Origin of the sequence: Nakamurella flavida (assembly GCF_030811475.1) — a bacterium.
Classification (GTDB): domain Bacteria; phylum Actinomycetota; class Actinomycetes; order Mycobacteriales; family Nakamurellaceae; genus Nakamurella; species Nakamurella flavida.
Genome location: NZ_JAUSQV010000001.1, coordinates 2,424,260 through 2,440,587 on the forward strand (window position 1 = coordinate 2,424,260; position 16,328 = coordinate 2,440,587).

The following is a 16,328-nucleotide window of genomic DNA, read 5'->3' on the forward strand; positions in this document are numbered from 1 at the left end:
CATGGCACTGACCCCCGGTCTGATGCTCTCCGACCGTTACCGCCTCACCCGGCGGATCGCCGTCGGTGGGATGGGCGAGGTGTGGGCGGCCGACGACACCCGGCTGGCCCGGACCGTCGCGGTGAAGATCCTGAAGTCCGAGCTCAGCGGTGACCCGGAGTTCCTGGACCGCTTCCGCTCCGAGGCCCGCATCACCGCCTCGTTGAACCACCCCGGCATCGCCGCGGTCTACGACTACGGCGAGGTGGCGATCGTGCCCGGCGGGCGGGCGGACACCGCGTTCCTGGTCATGGAGCTGGTCGTCGGCGAGCCGCTGTCCGCCGTCCTCGCCCGGACCGGGCGGCTCACCGTGGCCCGCACGCTGGACGTCGCCGCGCAGTCCGGCCGCGCCCTGCAGGCCGCCCACGTGATGGGCCTGGTGCACCGCGACATCAAGCCCGGAAACATCATGATCACCCCCACCGGCCAGGTGAAACTCACCGACTTCGGCATCGCCAAGGTCACCGACTCGGCCCCGGTCACCCGCACCGGCATGGTCATGGGCACCGCCCAGTACCTCTCCCCGGAGCAGGCGGCGGGCCGCGAGGCGGTCCCCGCCTCGGACACCTACGCCCTGGGCGTGGTGACCTACGAGTGCCTGGCCGGTCGACGTCCCTTCGAGGCGGACAGCCCCGTCGCGGTGGCCATGGCCCACCTGCGGGACATGCCGCCCCCGCTCCCCGGGGACGTCCCGCCGCCGGTGGCCGCCCTGGTGCTGCGGATGCTTGTCAAGGACCCGGCCCAGCGCCTGGCCGACGGGGCGGCCGTGGCCTCCGCCGTCACCGCCGTGCGCTCCGGGGGCTCCCTCCCGCCGCCCCCGGTCGACGCCCCGGCCACCCGGATGATGCCGCCGGTGTCGGTGCCGCCCGCCCCGGCGGCCGTCGTCCCACCTGTCACCCGTCCGCCGGTCATGGCCCAGCCGGTCCGTCCGGTCCCCGTCGCCCGCCGTCCGGCGGCCCGCCGCACGGCCCTGTCGGTGCTGCTGACCATCCTGGTCCTGCTGCTCGCCGGGGCCGCCGGCGTGCTCATCGACCGGCAGGCCGCGCCGGTGCCGGCCGACCCGGTGCGGACGCTGTCCTCGACCGGGTCCGGGCCGGGCGCCGTGTCGGCCGGAGAGGTCCGGGCGGTCGAGGCAACCGAGCCGGGGTCGGCTGCGTCCTGGTCGGCAGACCCTGCCGTGCGCACGGTGTCGGTGTCGGTGCCCACAGCACCGGCTGCCGCGGGATCCGACGGTGCTCCCGGTGTGCCACCCTCGGTGCGCGTGGTCGCCCGCAGCCCTCGCACGGGCGGCGCGACCGGCCCGGACTCCGAGCGGTGAGCGGGCCGGGCGGCCCGACGACGGGCAAGGGACGTACACGCTCACGCACACCAGGAACGGCACGATCTGCGGAAGGACGAAGGACGGCATGACGGGATACCTGTTCGGCGATCGCTACCAGGTCGGGGACACCCTCGGCTTCGGTGGCATGTCCGAGGTGCACCGCGGCCGCGACCTCCGCCTCGGTCGGGACGTCGCGATCAAGGTGCTGCGTGCCGATCTGGCCCGTGACCCCTCGTTCCAGGCCCGGTTCCGCCGGGAGGCGCAGAACGCGGCCTCGCTCAACCACCCGGCCATCGTCGCCGTCTACGACACCGGTGAGACGACCGGCGAGAGCGGGCCCATCCCGTACATCGTCATGGAGTACGTCGAGGGCGAGACCCTGCGCGACCTGCTCAAGCGCGAGGGGCCGCTGGAGCCCAAGCGCGCCATGGAGATCACCGCGGACATCTGCGCGGCGCTGGACTTCTCCCACCGCCACGGCATCGTGCACCGCGACATCAAGCCGGCGAACGTGATGCTCAACCGGGCCGGCGCGGTCAAGGTGATGGACTTCGGCATCGCCCGGGCGGTCTCCGACGGGCAGGCCACGATGACGGCCACCGCCGCCGTCATCGGCACCGCGCAGTACCTCTCGCCCGAGCAGGCGCGGGGCGAGCCCGTCGACGCCCGCTCCGACGTCTACGCCACCGGCTGCGTGCTCTACGAGCTGCTCACCGGCTCACCGCCCTTCGTGGGCGACTCCCCTGTCGCCATCGCCTACCAGCACGTGCGCGAGACCCCGAAGCCGCCGAGCGAGGTCCGTCCCGGGCTGGCCCGGGAGCTCGACTCCATCGTCCTCAAGGCGCTGAACAAGAACCCGCTCAACCGCTACCAGAACGCCGCCGAGATGCGGCAGGACCTGGTGCGGGCCCTGTCCGGTCAGGCGGTCAAGGCGACCCCGCTGATGTCCGACGAGGACCGCACCGAGATCTACCGCGCCACCCCGCGGTCGGTCGGCGCGGGCCCGTCCCTGCTCGCCCCGCCCACCCACGGCCCCACCGACCAGTGGGAACCCGAGGAGACGGAGCAGAGCCGCTCGAAGCGGGTCTGGGGATTCGTCGGTATCGGTGCGCTGTGTCTCGCCCTGCTGGCCGGCGCCATCTGGCTGACCCTGCGGGTCACCTCGGCCCCGCCGCCCGTCCAGCAGGTCGCCGTCCCGGAGCTGACGGGGCTGTCCGCGGACGACGCCACCGCCCGACTGCGGGACAGCGGCCTGGTCCTCGGCCAGATCGCCAACGTCGAGTCCACCGACGACAAGAAGGGGCAGGTCGTCGAACAGCGACCGTCCAAGCTGACCTCGGTCGACAAGGGCTCCTCGGTGAGCCTGGACATCGGTGAGGGCGTCCGCAACGTGGACGTCCCGAACGTGGTCACCTACTCCCCGGAGCAGGCCAAGAACGCCCTGTCGGCCGCGAACCTGCAGTACGCCGAGGTGCAGGAGGCGTCCTCGGACGCGGACCGGAACAAGGCGATCCGGCAGGATCCGGCGGCCCAGGCCTCGGTGGCCCCGGGCACCGTCATCACCGTCGTCATCGGCAGCGGACCCAACTTCGTGGCCGTCCCCGACGGGCTCGTCGGTCTGCAGCTGGCCGACGCCACCGCGCAGCTGCAGGCGCTCAAGCTGACCGTCGTCTCGCAGCAGGCGGCGAGCGCGGAACCGCTCAACCAGGTGCTGGCCATCGACCCCAAGCCGGGCGAGCGGATCCAGGAGGGCACCTCGGTGACGCTCACCGTCTCGGACAACTCGCAGATGACCATGCCGAACCTGCGCAACCTGACCCCCGACGAGGCCGCCGCGGCCATGCGCAACGTCGGGTGGTCCGGTGACCGCGGCACCCTGGCGACCCGGGAGGTGGAGACCACCAACCCGGCCCTGGTCGGCGCGGTCGTCGCGCAGAGTCCGGCGTCCGGTGAGGTGGTCGCCAAGACCGGTACCCGGGTGAGCGTGGACATCGGAGTGCAGGCCCAGGCCGTCGTCCCCGACGTCCGGGGTGCCACCGAGGGAGCCGCCCGCGCGGCCCTGGCCAACGCGGGGCTGACCAACGTCTCCACCACGGCCGGTCCGGCCGCACCGAGCGGCGACCTGGTCGGCCGGGTGCAGCAGCAGTCCGTCCCGGGGGGTACGCAGATCCCGACGAGCCAACGGGTGACCATCACCGTGTACCAGGCGGCGGCGCCGCCCACGCCCACCACCCCGACGACGCCGCCGACCACCGCTCCGGCTCCCTCCGCGGCGCCCCCGGCCACGCCGGCCCCCGCGGAGACGACGATCCCGAGCCAGCCGGCCGGCTGACCGCGCTGCCCGACCCTGGGTTCCCCCGAACGGGTGGAACCCAGGGTCGGGACAGCTGACTCACAGTTCGCTGCCAGCCTCTCCCGGGACGCGCGCAACCCGCACTCAGCCGACTCACACCCGACAGGGCCAGAGTCGTGTCCATGAGCCAGGACATGAACGCGCAGCCCGGGGCCGACCGGCCCGGTGACGATGCCGCCGATCGCTTCTCCGCCGCGCCCGACCGTTCCACCGAGCGCGACGCCGGCACCTCCGCTGCCGGCACCCCTGCGGGCAGCCCGACCGCCGGAACCCCCGCCGCCCCGTCGGCCCCGTCCGCTCCTGCCGCGCCCTACTGGGGTCGGCAGTCCGAGCAGGACACCGGCCCGATCCGGACCACCGGGGCCCACCCCGGCGGGAGCTCGCCGGCGGCCGGCAGCTCCGGCGACCACGCCTGGTGGCAGCCCCGCCCGAGCGGCGCGCTGACCGATCCGTCCTGGTCCGGCGCCGGCCAGCAGAGCCGGCCGTACGACACCCGCTCCTACCCCGTCGCCGGCGGCGGGTACCTCCCGCCCGTCGGCGGCGCGCCCGGGTACGCGGCCGGACAGCCCGCGCCGGGCGGCACCGCGGTGCTCGACCGCCCCACCCGCACCGGGCGTCGGACCACCACCCTGGCCATCGGCGCGGTCATCGCCCTCGCCGCCGGATTCGGTGGGGGCGTCGTGGGAGCCAACCTCGGCAGCTCGAACACGTCCGTGGACAACTCCCTGAGCCGCTCGGCGCAGTCCTCCACCGTCTCCGCCCAGCTCCCGGCCCCGACCGGTTCGGTCCAGCAGGTCGCGTCGGCGGTCCTGCCGTCGGTCGTCTCGGTGCTGTCGACCTCGTCGAGCAGCCAGGGCGAGGGATCCGGGGTGATCCTGTCCGGCGACGGACTCATCCTGACCAACAACCACGTCATCGAGGGCGCCACCACCCTGCAGGTGCGCTTCAACGACGGCACCACCGCCGACGCCACCGTGGTCGGCGCGGATGCCACCGACGACCTGGCCGTCATCAAGGCCGAGAACGTCTCCGGGCTCACCACGGCCACCCTCGGTTCCTCGGACAACCTGCAGGTCGGTCAGCAGGTCGTCGCCATCGGGTCGCCGCTGGGCCTGTCGGCCACCGTGACCTCCGGCATCGTCTCCGCGCTGGACCGGCCGGTCCGCACCGGATCCGCCCAGCAGACGCAGAGCACCGCCCAGGACACCGTGATGAACGCGATTCAGACCGACGCGGCCATCAACCCGGGCAACTCCGGTGGCGCCCTGGTCGACATGAACGGCGCGGTGATCGGCATCAACTCGGCGATCGCGTCCACCTCGACGACCTCCGGCGAGGCCGGCAACATCGGGGTCGGGTTCGCCATCCCGATCGACCAGGCCAAGCGCATCGCCCAGGAGATCGTGGACACCGGCAAGGCCACCCACGCCGTCCTCGGCGCCTCCGTGACCGACGCGGCCACCCGGACCCAGGCCTCCGGCGCGACGCTCTCGCAGCTGACCTCCGGCGGCGGCGCGGAGCAGGCCGGTCTGCAGGCCGGCGACGTCGTCACCAAGGTCGGCGACCAGCTGGTGGAGACCGCCGACGCGCTCGTCGCGGCCATCCGGTCCTCCGCCCCCGGCGGCACCGTGCCGATCACCTACGTGCGGGACGGGCAGACCGAGACGGTCACCGTGACGCTCGGTTCGGCCACCTCCAACTGAGGTCACCGCCACACCAGGCCTTCGCACACCAGGCCTCCGGCTCCACCCCTTCCCGGTGCCGGACATGCCGATGGCCCCGCTCCCGCGATCGCGGGGGACGGGGCCATCGGCATGTCCGGGGTCAGAGCGGGTCAGACGGCGGACAGGCGGAGCCGCTCGACCTCGTTCTCCAGCTCGTCGACCCGGGCCGCCGCAGCCCGGTCGCCGCACCGGGCCAGCCAGTTGGCCAGCAGCCGGTGCCCGCCCTGGGTGAGCACGGACTCCGGGTGGAACTGCACGCCCTCGATGTCGTAGCGGCGGTGCCGGACGGCCATGATCACCCCGCCGTCGGTCCGGGCGGTCACCTCGAGCTCGTCGGGGACGGTGCCGTCCACCACGGCGAGCGAGTGGTAGCGGGTGGCGGTGAACGGGTCCGGCAGGCCGGCCAGGCTCCCCGCGCCCGAGTGGTGCACCAACGAGGTGCGGCCGTGCAGCAGCTCCTCGGCCCGGTCGACGACCCCGCCGTAGACCTCGGCGATGGCCTGGTGCCCGAGACACACCCCCAGCACCGGACTGCGGTCCTGCGCCCAGCGGACCATCTCCTCGGTGACCCCCGCGTCCGCGGGGGCACCGGGGCCCGGCGAGAGCAGGATGCCGTCCACGTCCAGCGCCTGCACGTCGCCCACGGCGATCTCGTCGTTGCGTCGCACGGTGCACCGCGCACCCAGCTGCTCCAGGTACTGGACCAGGTTGAAGACGAACGAGTCGTAGTTGTCCACCACGAGGATGTGGGTCTGCCGGGTGCTCACCGTCCCAGCATGGCAGAGCCCGGAGCGGTCCCCGTCGGGCCTGCGCCCTCGCCCGCTACTGGACCACGCGGTCGAACGGCAGATACGGCTCGGCCCAGGGGAAGACCACGAAGAACAACAGGGCGGCGAAGGCCAGGAACATCACGAAGGCCTGCGCGGCCTTGGCCCCGGCCGGCCCGGGCAGGTGGCGCCAGATCCAGACGTACATCGCTCAGCGCTCCTGCATCTCGGGCGGGACGAAGCCGTCGGACTTCGCGTAGCTGGTGACCAGTTCGCCGTGGATGATCATCCGTTCGGCGTCGGAGAACTGCGGGTGGCAGGTGGTCAGCGTGATCAGCCGCATGGCGTCGGACGGGACGGTGGCCGAGGCGACACCGGGCACCGGCAGCACCTGGGCGTAGTCGGACGGCACGGTGATGACCCGACCCGACAGGCCGCCGTACTCCCCGCCGGGCACCTCGACCCCGGTGCAGCGGGAGTCGGCCGCGGGGTTCCAACCGGCCTGCTGGTCGGTCATCGGCAGCACCCGGTAGACGAACCAGTCGTCCTGGGTCTCGACGACCATCGCGTCGCAGGCGTTCAACAGGTTCAGGTCGTTGAACGGCGACCCCTTGGACACCCGGTGGCCGGCGACGGCGAAGTTCCCCGGCTGACCGGGCATCTGCGAGTCCGGATAGTGGCCCGGTCCGATGTAGAGGTCGTCGGGGTCGGTGCCCTCGACGATGGTGAACGCGTAGTCCGCTCCGAACGACGGGACGTAGATCTTCGCGAAGCCCTGCCCGGTCAGCGTCTGGTACTGCGGGGTGCGCTCCCGGGGATCGGTGACCAGCTGCGCCGGGTCGGTGACCACCACCGTGCTGGTGGACTCCACCGTCTCCTGCGCCTGGGCCCACTGCTGGTCGATGGCGGTGGTCGCCGCGGCCTGCTTGCGCTCGCCGAACAGATCGGTGATCCAGACCTCGTAGACCACGAAGAGCAGGATGACCACGCCCAGGGTCACGAACGTCTGCCCGAGGCCGCGCACGATCAGTCGGCCCACCCCCCGCCGGGGCGGCGGCGGAGGCGGCGTCGGACGGACCCGCTCGTCGATGTTCATCGGGGCATCGTGGTGGCCGACTGCGCGCGCACCAGCCCGTCGTACGCGGGCATGGTCACGTCGTCCAGCGCGACGACCTCGTATCCGAGGTCGAAGCGGTCGACGTACTTGCGGAACAACGTCACGCCAGGCTCCCCGTCCAGTGCGGTCCGCATCCGTGTGCCGTCCCCGATCGCGGCGACGACGAAGGGCGGTGAATAGGTCCTGCCCTGCAGGAGCAGGGTGTTGCCGATGCAGCGCACCGCGGAGGTGGTGATGACCCGCTGGCCCATGATCGTCATGGCCTCGGCCCCACCCGCCCACAGCGCGTTGACCACGGCCTGCACGTCCTGCTGATGCACCACCAGATCGTCGGGATCGACCCCGGCCGGGTAGTTGCCGTCGGAGTCGCGCGGCGCGTCGGTCAGCGTCACCTGCAGGGCCGGACCGGCCACGGCGGTCAGCCCGGCGGCGGGCTGCAGGGCGCGGGCCTGCGCGAGCACCTTCTCCACGGTGGGTGACAGATCGGCATCGGCCTCCGCGTCGATACCGGCCTGCAGGCGGCCCGCGGCGGCGTCGGCGTTCTGCACGCGCTGTTCGGCCTCGCTGACCAGCACGGACAGATCCACGGCGCGGGTGCGGACGTCACGATCCTGCGACGAGGCGCGGGCGGTGCCCATCAGGAGACCGGCGAGCAGGCAGACCACGACGGTGCCCACCGTCCACCACCGGCCGCGGGATCCGGCGGCGCGGGAGGTGCGGCGCGGTCGGCGGGGTCGGGCACCGCGTCCCACCGGATCCGGACCCACCGCGTCACCGCCCCCTCGTTCACCGCCCACCGCTCCAGTCTGCCCATCCTCTCCCCCTGTGCGTCACCACCGCGCACGCAGGGCGACCGGCGTCGCCAGCCGTTCGGCATGCCCGCGCGCAGGTCACCGGCCCCGGAGCCGATCCGACCGAACCGCGGACGAACATCGAACCCGTAGGCTAGGAACATCGATGTACGGTCCTGGTTACCGTTGCGCCGACCGGGCCACCACCGCAGGTGTCCGGGGACCTCAGGGGGCCGTTCCGCACCCGGGCCCCCGGATTCCCGGTGCGCTGCCCGGGCCGCCCGCCCCGGCTCCCCGGCGGCCGGCCGGGTCACCACGCACACCCCTGCACGACCCGGAACGACTCAGTCAGCATGGAGGAAGTCGAGTGCCGAAGTCCAAGGTCCGCAAGAGCGTCGCCACGAGCGCGGCACGCACCTCGGGGGAGATGAGCAGTCCCGCCGCGGCTGCCGCGCGCACCCGGGTCGCCGCTCCGTCGAGCCCGGTCTACATCGGGATCATGCTGGCGCTGATGGTGCTGGGTCTGATCTGGCTGGTGGTCTTCTACCTGTGGGGCTCCGACATCGCCTTCATGGCGAGCCTGGGCAACTGGAACTTCGGCATCGGCTTCACGTTGATGATCGCCGGCCTGTTGATGACGATGGGCTGGCGCTGACCCGCTGACCCGCTGCCCCCGGCGGCCGACTTACACGCGTGTCATTCATCCCCAGTGTGGACGGAGCCTGTGGACAACGTCTCCGGTGACGGCGGACGGCCCGCCGGTCCCGACGAGGCGTTCGGTCCCGACCGGTCCCTGCTGATCGTCGCCGGCCTCGCCGGTCTGGCCGTCGCCCTGGCTGCCGTCCTGCTGGCGTCCGAGCCGACAGACCGCGTGGTGCTCGCCGCCCTGTCCCTCGTCCTCCTCGGGCTCTGTGCAGCGGGCCTGCGCATCGGTCACCGACTGACCGTGGGCACCCACGGACTGGAGATTCGCGGGGTGGGCGGCGGCCGGACCGTGCGCTGGGCGGAGATCGTCCGAGTCAGCGCCCCGAGCCGCCGCCGGATGGGGATCGCCTCGACCACCCTGGAGCTCGAGCTCGTCGACGACGAGCTGCTGCTCTTCGGACGCCTGGACCTGGGGACCGACCCGGAGCGGGTCGCCGCCGCCATCGCGGCGCGCCGCCCCCGCTGAGCCGGACTACTCGCAGGGGACCAAGATCGTGACATCTCCGCTGGTGACCGTCGAGCAGTAGTCCTGCGGCAGGGTCGGCAACCGCAGGGTGACGATCAGGACGAGCACGGCCAGGATGCCCACGCTGCCCCAGAGCTGCCAGCGGTTGCGGACGACGCGCGGCGGGTAGACCATCACCGCGCCGACGGCGGCACCGACGGCGAGCCCACCCAGGTGCGCCTGCCAGGAGATCCCGCTCAGGGTCAAACTGAGGACCAGGTTGAGAGCCACGATGGTCAGCAGCTGGCGCGGGTCGTACTTCAGCCGTCGGAAGGTGACGACCAGGGCGCCCATCAACCCGAAGATCGCACCGGAGGCGCCGGCGGTGGGGCCGAGCGGGTCCGAGAACAGCATGACCGCGGCGGACCCGCCCAGCAGGGCAAGCAGATAGACCACCACGAACCGGCCGCGGCCCAGGATGCGCTCCAGGGGCAGCCCCAGGACGTACAGCGAGAGCATGTTCAGGGCCACGTGCGGCACGCTGACGTGCAGGAATCCGGACGTCAGCAGGCGCCACCACTCGCCGGAGGCGACCAGTTCGGGAAGCAGCGAGCCCTGGGCGAACCACGTCGATCCGCCGAGCTGCATCCCGGACCTGGCCTGGATCGCGGTCACCAGGAAGATCGCGACGTTGACGGCGATCAGGGCGTAGGTGACCACGGGCTGCTGGCCGAACCGGGAGCCGGCGATCGTCGTCGGCTGCACGGTGGTCGCCCGACCCTCGGCGACGCAGGCGCGGCAGTGGAAGCCGACGCTGGCCGGCCTCAGGCACTCGGGGCAGGCGGGCCGGCCACAGCGGGTGCAGGCCAGGCCGGTAGCCCTATCGGCGTGCCAGGTGCACGCGGGCTGATGCGCAGCGACCGGGCCGCCCCAGGGGGACGGCCCGGTCGGGGGGTGCGTCATGACGTCCTCATCGCAGGTCGGTGGGTGTCATCGACCGCCCGGGGAGGACCCCCGGTCGCGACGACGGGATCAGGCGGCGTCGGTGTCCGTCACGGTGATCGAGGTGATCACCACGTCGTCGGCGGGCTTGTCGAACCGGTCGGTCTTCGTGGTGCCGATGGCGTCCACGACATCGCGGGAGGCCTGGTCGGCGACCTCGCCGAAGATGGTGTGCTTGTAGGTCAGGTGCGGGGTCTTGCCGGTGGTGATGAAGAACTGCGAGCCGTTGGTGCCCGGCCCGGCGTTGGCCATGGCCAGCAGGTAGGGCTTGTTGAACGACAGCTCGGGGTGGAACTCGTCGGCGAAGGTGTAGCCGGGGCCGCCACGGCCGGTGCCGGTCGGGTCGCCGCCCTGGATCATGAAGCCGTCGATGACACGGTGGAAGATCGCCCCGTCGTAGAACGGGCCCTCCGAGGAGCCGCCGGCGTTCTTCTCCGAGTACTTCCCGGACCCGGTCGCCAGGCCGACGAAGTTGGCGACCGTCTTCGGGGCGTGGTTCGGGAACAGGTCGATGACGATGTCGCCGCGGTTGGTGTGCAGGGTTGCTTGAGTACTCACCGGGCCATCCTACGACGGCCCGTCCGACCGGCCCCGGACGGTGCGCGCCCCGACCGGACATGCCGACCCGACCCGGACGGACCCCACACCCGGCTCACAGGCCGAGCCGGGCGACCGCGGTGACCACCATCTGCCGGCCCTTCACCGTCTGCAGCTGGTTGGACTCCGCGACCACGGCGATGGTGCCCTTCGCGACGGCGTAGACCGACCGGTCGGCGAGCACCGTGGATCCGCCCGACCAGCCGGCCGGCTGGCTCGCCGGGTCCGACCCGTCGATCGGGACGTGCTGGTCGACCGCGGCGACGGCGGCCTGCGGAGTGTCGGCGGCGATGAACCGGACCGTGGCCAGCCATCCGCCGTCGCTGCGGGTGAAGGTGCAGATCGGGTGGGGCTGCACGTCGGTGACGGTGGTCTGCCCGGTGCGCTGCCCGTTGATGTCCGCGACCTCGTCGTCGGTGAGATACGGACAGGACCCGTCGACGGGTGCGGGGACGGGCGTCTCCGGAGGCGGCGCCGCGACGACCTGCGATCCCGGCGCCCGGCTGGTGATCGTCTGCTCCACGGTGGCCGTGCGGGTGGTCGTGCCGACCGTGCTGACCAGCGTCGTCGCCGCGACGGGGGTCTGCAGGTCGCTCGTCGCGGCGGTGGACGGCCCGCCGGTGCACCCCACGAGCACCGCACCGGCCAGCACCGCCAGGGCCGCCACCGCCGCGCACACGGCCCGGCGTCGGGGAGCGAGGGATCTCACGGGTCTCCTTCTCGGGACGGGCGGGGCACACGGTCCGCGGACCGTGCCGTCACCCACCACGGTAGGAGTGGCGGATGGGCTGCCTGTGAGGACCTGCGCGGACCCCGATCGCCCCGGGCCTCCTCGGCGTAAGCTATTGAGAGCGACTCTCAGAACGTGATCGCCCCGGTCGGTCCGACCGAGCACCCGACGGTGCGGACGGACCGGCCGACTTGAACATCGGTACAGGAAGGCGCCACCATGGCTCAGACCGACGTCCGTCCGATCGTGAAACTGCGGTCCACGGCAGGCACCGGCTTCACCTACGTGACCCGCAAGAACCGGCGCAACGACCCCGATCGCATGGTCCTGCGGAAGTTCGACCCGGTCGCGGGACTGCACGTCGACTTTCGTGAGGAGCGTTGATGGCCACTCGTACCCCCCGTCCGAACCCCAAGGTCAGCGCGGTCCGGGCCAAGCGTCCGGCCATGCTCAACCCCAAGGTCGAGCACGTCGACTACAAGGACGTCGCCCTGCTTCGGCGGTTCGTCTCCGACCGCGGCAAGATCCGGTCCCGTCGCGTCACCGGGCTGAGCCCGCAGCAGCAGCGCCGTATGGCCACCGCTGTCCGCAACGCCCGGGAGATGGCCCTGCTGCCGTACCCCGGCGCCGGCAAGCGCTCCAGCTGACGTCCGCGGGTACCCGGTGACCCGCGGGGCCGATCGGCCCACGCGGGCACCGGACGCCCACTGAAGGAAGAACGCGATGGCTGCGACGCAGCGACGGAACACCACCCAGCGGGCGGCGATCCTGCAGGTCCTGGCCGAGACCGGCGAGTTCGTCTCGGCGCAGGACCTGCACGGTGCACTGCGCGCGACCGGGTCCTCGATCGGCCTGGCCACCGTCTACCGCGCGCTGCAGGAGATGGCCGGCTCCGGCGACCTCGACACGGTGCGCAAGGAGTCCGGCGAGGTCCTCTACCGGCAGTGCGAGCAGCCCAGCCACCACCACCACCTGGTGTGCCGGGTCTGCGGTCGCACGCAGGAGATCAAGGCCCCCGGAGTGGAGCAGTGGGCCCGGGCCGTGGCCGAGGAGTTCGGGTACGTCGACCTGGACCACCAGATGGAGCTCTTCGGGGTCTGTGCCGCCTGCGCCCACGAGCGGACCCGGTCCGGGTCCCCGGCCGAGCCGGCCGGCGTTGGCTGAGCACCCCCGGCCGCACCCCGCGCCGCTCCCTCCGCCGCGATGGTGAGGATCAGCGCCGGAACCCTGCTCCACCGTCCTGGGCCGGCCGGCCCCGAGGTGCTGCTGGTGCACATGGGTGGTCCGCTGTGGGCCCGGAAGGACGCCCGCGCCTGGTCGATCCCCAAGGGGGAGATGACCCCGGACGAGGATCCCCGTCAGGTCGCGGCGCGGGAGTTCGCGGAGGAGCTCGGGTCCCCGCTGCCGGACGGCCCGGACATCGAGCTGGGCTCGGTGCGGCAGTCCGGCGGCAAGATCGTGCACGCCGTTGCCCGCCGGGCCGATTTCGACGCCGCGACGGCCAGCAGCAACACCTTCGAGCTGGAGTGGCCACCGCGATCGGGGCGGATGCAGAGCTTTCCCGAGGTCGACCGGGCCGCCTGGTTCGACCTGGACACCGCACGGGAGAAGGTCGTGGCCGGTCAGGTGCCCTTGCTCGACCGGCTGGCCGAGGCCCTGCGCCAGATCACCTGAGCCTCAGCTGATCAACAGCCGGCGGGCCACCGAACGGATCTGCGCCTCCGCCGCCGCCTGGGCGCCCCAGACGGCGTCGTAGCGCAGCCGGCGCAGCAGGGCCGACCGCAACCGGGGATCGTGCCGACCCCGCCGGTCCAGTTCGGCCAGGTTCTCCCGCGACGGGATCTGCCGGCCGGGTACGCGCGGCAGGTCGGCGAGCTGCTCCGGGGTCAGGTCGGCCGGCAGCGTCGCGCACTTCCCCGCCGCCCCGACCACGCGCAGGTTGACCATGGTGCGGACGCACTTCTCGCACCGGCCGCAGTTGTAGGTCGTCGTCCCCTCACCGCGCTGCTCCCAGCACACCCGCAGGTGGTCCAGGGCGAACGGATGGTCGGCGAGCACGGCGACCTTCTGCGGACGGGTGCGCTCGTCGCCGTCGTGCACGAAGCGCACCCGGGAGCTGCTCCACAGCGGATCGAGGTCGGGGTGCGTACCCCACGGGTGCATGAACTCGCTCTGGAAGGTGGACGGCACCAGGACGCGGTCGAGGACGGGAGACAGCAGGAGTCCGGCCATGGCCAGGGCGGCGCCGTGGTAGACCGGCCCCCACTCGGCGTAGCGATCGCCGACCGACCGCAGGTCGGTGGTCATCTCGATGAGCTGCAGACCCAGCCGGTCGGCCACCACGCGGTTGGCGCGGAGCGCCGAACTGGCCCGCACCGGGTCGCGGAGCGAGATGTCGAACCCGGTGAGGAAGATCAGATGGGTCAGGTCGGCGCCGGCGTGCTTGACGGCGCTGTACAGCGAGTCGACCCCGCCACTGAAGAAGCAGCCCACCCCACCGGTCGATCGGGGCGGGTCGTCGGTCCGCTGCTGCGAGCCGGGGACGACGGCCTCGGCCGTCACCGGGACGCGGGTGAGCGCCGGGTACCACCCGGACAACAGCGCCCCGACCTCCCCGATGTGCTCCAGCGCCACCCCGTCGACCTCGCCCTGCAGATGCAGGGGGGTGCGTCGGTGCAGGGCGATCGGCAGTGCGGCGGCCATGAACGGGGTCAACGTGTCGTCCAGCGGCACGTTCGCGCTCACCCGGACCCGGCCGATGACCTTCTTCTCGGAGGCGATCTCGACCAGCACGGTGGAGCCCCCGTGCTCGACCGGACGGACCGACGTCACGCCCGTACCGGGGCGCACGGAAGCGCGCCCGGCTCTGCCCCTCGTCGACACGGCATACATGCGGTGCACTCCTCCGGCGATCGAGCCGCCCCCGTGTGACCGGTCCGGACCGGTCATCCCCCCGACCAGGACGCGGCCGCTGTGATCAGCGTCCTGCCCGTCCGAGGGGTCGTCAACCAGACCGGCCACCCCGGGCCCGTCCGGGATCCCCATCATCCCTCGTCACGAAGAGTCGTCCTGCCGGGCGCAACTGGGTGATGCCCGCAGTTGGTCTGCCCGCCATGTCGACCACGCCCGAATCCTCGGAGCGAGGACCGACGGCCGGCACCGCGGGCCAGGTGCTCGTCCGGGGGAACTCCGTGGCTGATGCGTCACTCCTCGTCCCGAGGTCTGCGGTGTCCGGTGACCGCGCGACCCGCCGACCGGGGCATCCGCAGCACGGCCGCCGCGGTCGCGAGCAGGACCGTCGCCATGACGACGAAGGTGACCCGATAGGGCGTACCGGGTTCGGGATCGAACCCGAGCCGCTCCGCGACCGGACCCCCCAGCCGCACGAGCAGTGCCCCCAGGGCGATGCCGGCTCCGGAGGCCACCTCCTGCAGGGTGGCGTTCAGGGTGTTCGCCGATCCGAGGTCGGCGGGTCCGACATCGGCGAAGGTGACGCTGTTGAAGCCGGTGAACCCGATGGACCGGAACACCCCGGAGGCGACCAGCAGGGGCAGCAGCACCAGCAGGGGCGTGTCGGCACGCACCCACACCATGCCGACGAGGCAGGCGGACCCGCCCAGCGCGGCCAGCAGGAGCACGCCGCGGATGCCCAGCAGCCGCATCAGGGGCGTGGTGGCCGGTTTGATCGCCACGTTGCCGACGAACAGGGCGATGACCACGGCCCCGGCCTGGGCCGCCGTCCACCCGAACCCGATCTGGAAGAGCAGCGGCAGCAGGAACGGCACCGCGCTGACCACGAGCCGGTAGACCGTCCCGGCGGTGGCCGAGGTGCGGAAGGTGCCGATCCGCAGGATTCGCAGGTCGATGAGCGGTCGGGGGGTGCGGACCAGATGCCGGACGGCCAGGGTCAGCAGCACGGCACCCAGCAGCGCGCCGCCGCCCACGGACCAGAGCTCCTGGGCGGTGCCGACGCGTTCGATCGCCACCACCAGCGCGGCCAGACCCCCGGCGAGGAGCAGGAACCCCACGGTGTCGAACCGCGGCGGGGTGTCGGCCCGGACGTCGGGGACGACGCGGCGGGCCACCAGCACCCCGGCGACCCCGAGGGGGAGGTTGATCAGGAAGATCCACTGCCAGCCGATGTAGGTGGACAGCAGTCCGCCGACGGCCGGAGCCAGCACCGGGGCCAGCAGGGCCGGCCAGGTCAGATAGGCGATGGCCCGGACGAGGTCGGTCTTCTCGATGCCGCGCAGCACCACCAGCCGACCGACCGGCACCATCAGCGCACCGCCGACGCCCTGCAGCACCCGGGTGGCGGTGAGCATGGGCAGGCTGCTCGCCAGGGCACAGCCCAGCGAGGCCAGGGTGAACACCACCAGGGCCGTGGTGAACACCCGCCGGGCGCCGAACCGGTCGGACAGGTGACCGCCGGTCGGGATGAGCACCGCGAGGGTGAGCAGGTATGCGGACAGGACGATGTTGACGTCGACCGGGGCCACCCCCAGATCGGCGGCGATGGCCGGCGCGGCGGGCGCGATGATCGTCCCGTCCAGGATCTCCATGAAGTAGGCGCCGGCCACCAGCAGGGCCAGCGGTCGCCGGAAGCCCACGGCGTCCCCGGCCGTCGTCCCGGTCATGCCCACCCCCGTCCTCCCACGCCTCGTGCCGCCCCGGATCGCACCGGTGGCACATGCGCGCCGCGGTGCAGTGTCCCCCGGACGGGCATCGGGCACCCCG

The 16,328-nt window shown here is 72.7% G+C and carries 18 protein-coding genes; 9 read left to right on the plus strand and 9 right to left on the minus strand.

The genetic code is table 11. The annotated features are described in order from the left end of the window. Window position 1 precedes the first annotated feature (1 nt). The 3 genes from J2S58_RS10840 to J2S58_RS10850 all read left to right on the plus strand — a co-directional run bounded on the left by J2S58_RS10840 (window position 2) and on the right by J2S58_RS10850 (window position 5,416). Complete coding sequence (locus J2S58_RS10840; protein WP_306828202.1) at window positions 2-1,357, plus strand: serine/threonine-protein kinase; 1,356 nt, start codon at window positions 2-4, stop codon at window positions 1,355-1,357. Window positions 1,358-1,445: 88 nt separating this feature from the next. Next, window positions 1,446-3,692 carry a Stk1 family PASTA domain-containing Ser/Thr kinase gene (gene pknB, locus J2S58_RS10845; RefSeq protein WP_306828205.1) on the plus strand — a complete coding sequence of 749 codons (2,247 nt, stop codon included), beginning with the start codon at window positions 1,446-1,448 and terminating at the stop codon, window positions 3,690-3,692. 143 nt (window positions 3,693-3,835) lie between these two features. Beyond that, window positions 3,836-5,416, plus strand: a complete 1,581-nt coding sequence (locus J2S58_RS10850) for a S1C family serine protease (protein ID WP_306828207.1) — start codon at window positions 3,836-3,838, stop codon at window positions 5,414-5,416. A 131-nt stretch (window positions 5,417-5,547) separates the two neighbouring features. On the opposite strand, the gene J2S58_RS10855 is transcribed toward J2S58_RS10850, so the two are convergent. From J2S58_RS10855 to J2S58_RS10870, 4 genes are read right to left on the minus strand one after another with little or no spacing between them, the layout of a single operon-like run. Continuing rightward, a complete protein-coding gene (locus tag J2S58_RS10855; protein WP_306828208.1) occupies window positions 5,548-6,204 on the minus strand; it encodes an aminodeoxychorismate/anthranilate synthase component II in 657 nt (218 codons plus the stop codon). Between the two features lie 55 nt (window positions 6,205-6,259). Beyond that, on the minus strand, window positions 6,260-6,412 hold the full coding sequence (locus tag J2S58_RS10860) for a hypothetical protein (protein ID WP_205258352.1): 153 nt from the start codon (window positions 6,410-6,412) through the stop codon (window positions 6,260-6,262). A 3-nt stretch (window positions 6,413-6,415) separates the two neighbouring features. Beyond that, window positions 6,416-7,300, minus strand: coding sequence for a class E sortase (locus J2S58_RS10865; RefSeq protein WP_205258351.1), 885 nt, complete (start codon window positions 7,298-7,300; stop codon window positions 6,416-6,418). Further along, window positions 7,297-7,998 carry a DUF881 domain-containing protein gene (locus J2S58_RS10870; RefSeq protein ID WP_306828211.1) on the minus strand — a complete coding sequence of 234 codons (702 nt, stop codon included), beginning with the start codon at window positions 7,996-7,998 and terminating at the stop codon, window positions 7,297-7,299. Before J2S58_RS10870 ends, J2S58_RS10865 begins: the two co-directional genes overlap by 4 nt. 481 nt (window positions 7,999-8,479) lie before the next feature. On the opposite strand from J2S58_RS10870, the gene J2S58_RS10875 reads away from it, so the two are divergent. Together J2S58_RS10875 and J2S58_RS10880 are read left to right on the plus strand one after the other, a co-directional pair. Beyond that, window positions 8,480-8,767, plus strand: a complete 288-nt coding sequence (locus J2S58_RS10875; protein WP_205258350.1) for a cell division protein CrgA — start codon at window positions 8,480-8,482, stop codon at window positions 8,765-8,767. Between the two features lie 69 nt (window positions 8,768-8,836). Next, window positions 8,837-9,283 carry a PH domain-containing protein gene (locus J2S58_RS10880; RefSeq protein ID WP_205258349.1) on the plus strand — a complete coding sequence of 149 codons (447 nt, stop codon included), beginning with the start codon at window positions 8,837-8,839 and terminating at the stop codon, window positions 9,281-9,283. Window positions 9,284-9,289: 6 nt separating this feature from the next. On the opposite strand, the gene J2S58_RS10885 is transcribed toward J2S58_RS10880, so the two are convergent. The 3 genes from J2S58_RS10885 to J2S58_RS10895 form a co-directional block, all read right to left on the minus strand. Then, window positions 9,290-10,225, minus strand: coding sequence for a rhomboid family intramembrane serine protease (locus J2S58_RS10885; RefSeq protein ID WP_205258348.1), 936 nt, complete (start codon window positions 10,223-10,225; stop codon window positions 9,290-9,292). Window positions 10,226-10,294: 69 nt separating this feature from the next. After that, window positions 10,295-10,822: a peptidylprolyl isomerase gene (locus tag J2S58_RS10890; RefSeq protein WP_205258347.1), complete on the minus strand. Its 528-nt coding sequence runs from the start codon at window positions 10,820-10,822 to the stop codon at window positions 10,295-10,297. Window positions 10,823-10,916: 94 nt separating this feature from the next. Further along, a complete protein-coding gene (locus J2S58_RS10895) occupies window positions 10,917-11,570 on the minus strand; it encodes a DUF2020 domain-containing protein (protein ID WP_205258346.1) in 654 nt (217 codons plus the stop codon). A 240-nt stretch (window positions 11,571-11,810) separates the two neighbouring features. Here J2S58_RS10895 and rpmG point away from each other — a divergent pair, with 240 nt between their 5' ends. The 4 genes from rpmG (at window position 11,811) to J2S58_RS10915 (ending at window position 13,265) form a co-directional block, all read left to right on the plus strand. Then, window positions 11,811-11,975 carry a 50S ribosomal protein L33 gene (gene rpmG / locus J2S58_RS10900; protein ID WP_205258345.1) on the plus strand — a complete coding sequence of 55 codons (165 nt, stop codon included), beginning with the start codon at window positions 11,811-11,813 and terminating at the stop codon, window positions 11,973-11,975. Next, on the plus strand, window positions 11,975-12,238 hold the full coding sequence (gene rpsR / locus J2S58_RS10905; protein ID WP_205258344.1) for a 30S ribosomal protein S18: 264 nt from the start codon (window positions 11,975-11,977) through the stop codon (window positions 12,236-12,238). Before rpmG ends, rpsR begins: the two co-directional genes overlap by 1 nt. A gap of 76 nt (window positions 12,239-12,314) precedes the next feature. After that, window positions 12,315-12,755, plus strand: coding sequence for a Fur family transcriptional regulator (locus J2S58_RS10910; RefSeq protein ID WP_205258343.1), 441 nt, complete (start codon window positions 12,315-12,317; stop codon window positions 12,753-12,755). Window positions 12,756-12,794: 39 nt separating this feature from the next. After that, window positions 12,795-13,265, plus strand: a complete 471-nt coding sequence (locus J2S58_RS10915; RefSeq protein WP_205258342.1) for an NUDIX domain-containing protein — start codon at window positions 12,795-12,797, stop codon at window positions 13,263-13,265. Between the two features lie 3 nt (window positions 13,266-13,268). On the opposite strand, the gene J2S58_RS10920 is transcribed toward J2S58_RS10915, so the two are convergent. Together J2S58_RS10920 and J2S58_RS10925 are read right to left on the minus strand one after the other, a co-directional pair. After that, window positions 13,269-14,423 carry a hypothetical protein gene (locus tag J2S58_RS10920; RefSeq protein ID WP_205258341.1) on the minus strand — a complete coding sequence of 385 codons (1,155 nt, stop codon included), beginning with the start codon at window positions 14,421-14,423 and terminating at the stop codon, window positions 13,269-13,271. A gap of 371 nt (window positions 14,424-14,794) precedes the next feature. Next, complete coding sequence (locus tag J2S58_RS10925) at window positions 14,795-16,228, minus strand: MFS transporter (protein ID WP_205258340.1); 1,434 nt, start codon at window positions 16,226-16,228, stop codon at window positions 14,795-14,797. Window positions 16,229-16,328: the final 100 nt, after the last annotated feature.

Bases quoted from the DNA above. Each gene is read 5' to 3' on its own strand.
- J2S58_RS10840 (WP_306828202.1), top strand. From the start codon at position 2: ATGGCACTGACCCCCGGTCTGATGCTCTCCGACCGTTACCGCCTCACC.
- rpsR (WP_205258344.1), top strand. From the start codon at position 11,975: ATGGCCACTCGTACCCCCCGTCCGAACCCCAAGGTCAGCGCGGTCCGG.
- J2S58_RS10885 (WP_205258348.1), bottom strand. From the start codon at position 10,225: ATGACGCACCCCCCGACCGGGCCGTCCCCCTGGGGCGGCCCGGTCGCT.
- J2S58_RS10860 (WP_205258352.1), bottom strand. From the start codon at position 6,412: ATGTACGTCTGGATCTGGCGCCACCTGCCCGGGCCGGCCGGGGCCAAG.
- rpmG (WP_205258345.1), top strand. From the start codon at position 11,811: ATGGCTCAGACCGACGTCCGTCCGATCGTGAAACTGCGGTCCACGGCA.
- J2S58_RS10865 (WP_205258351.1), bottom strand. From the start codon at position 7,300: ATGAACATCGACGAGCGGGTCCGTCCGACGCCGCCTCCGCCGCCGCCC.
- J2S58_RS10915 (WP_205258342.1), top strand. From the start codon at position 12,795: ATGGTGAGGATCAGCGCCGGAACCCTGCTCCACCGTCCTGGGCCGGCC.
- J2S58_RS10850 (WP_306828207.1), top strand. From the start codon at position 3,836: ATGAGCCAGGACATGAACGCGCAGCCCGGGGCCGACCGGCCCGGTGAC.
- J2S58_RS10925 (WP_205258340.1), bottom strand. From the start codon at position 16,228: ATGACCGGGACGACGGCCGGGGACGCCGTGGGCTTCCGGCGACCGCTG.
- pknB (WP_306828205.1), top strand. From the start codon at position 1,446: ATGACGGGATACCTGTTCGGCGATCGCTACCAGGTCGGGGACACCCTC.
- J2S58_RS10910 (WP_205258343.1), top strand. From the start codon at position 12,315: ATGGCTGCGACGCAGCGACGGAACACCACCCAGCGGGCGGCGATCCTG.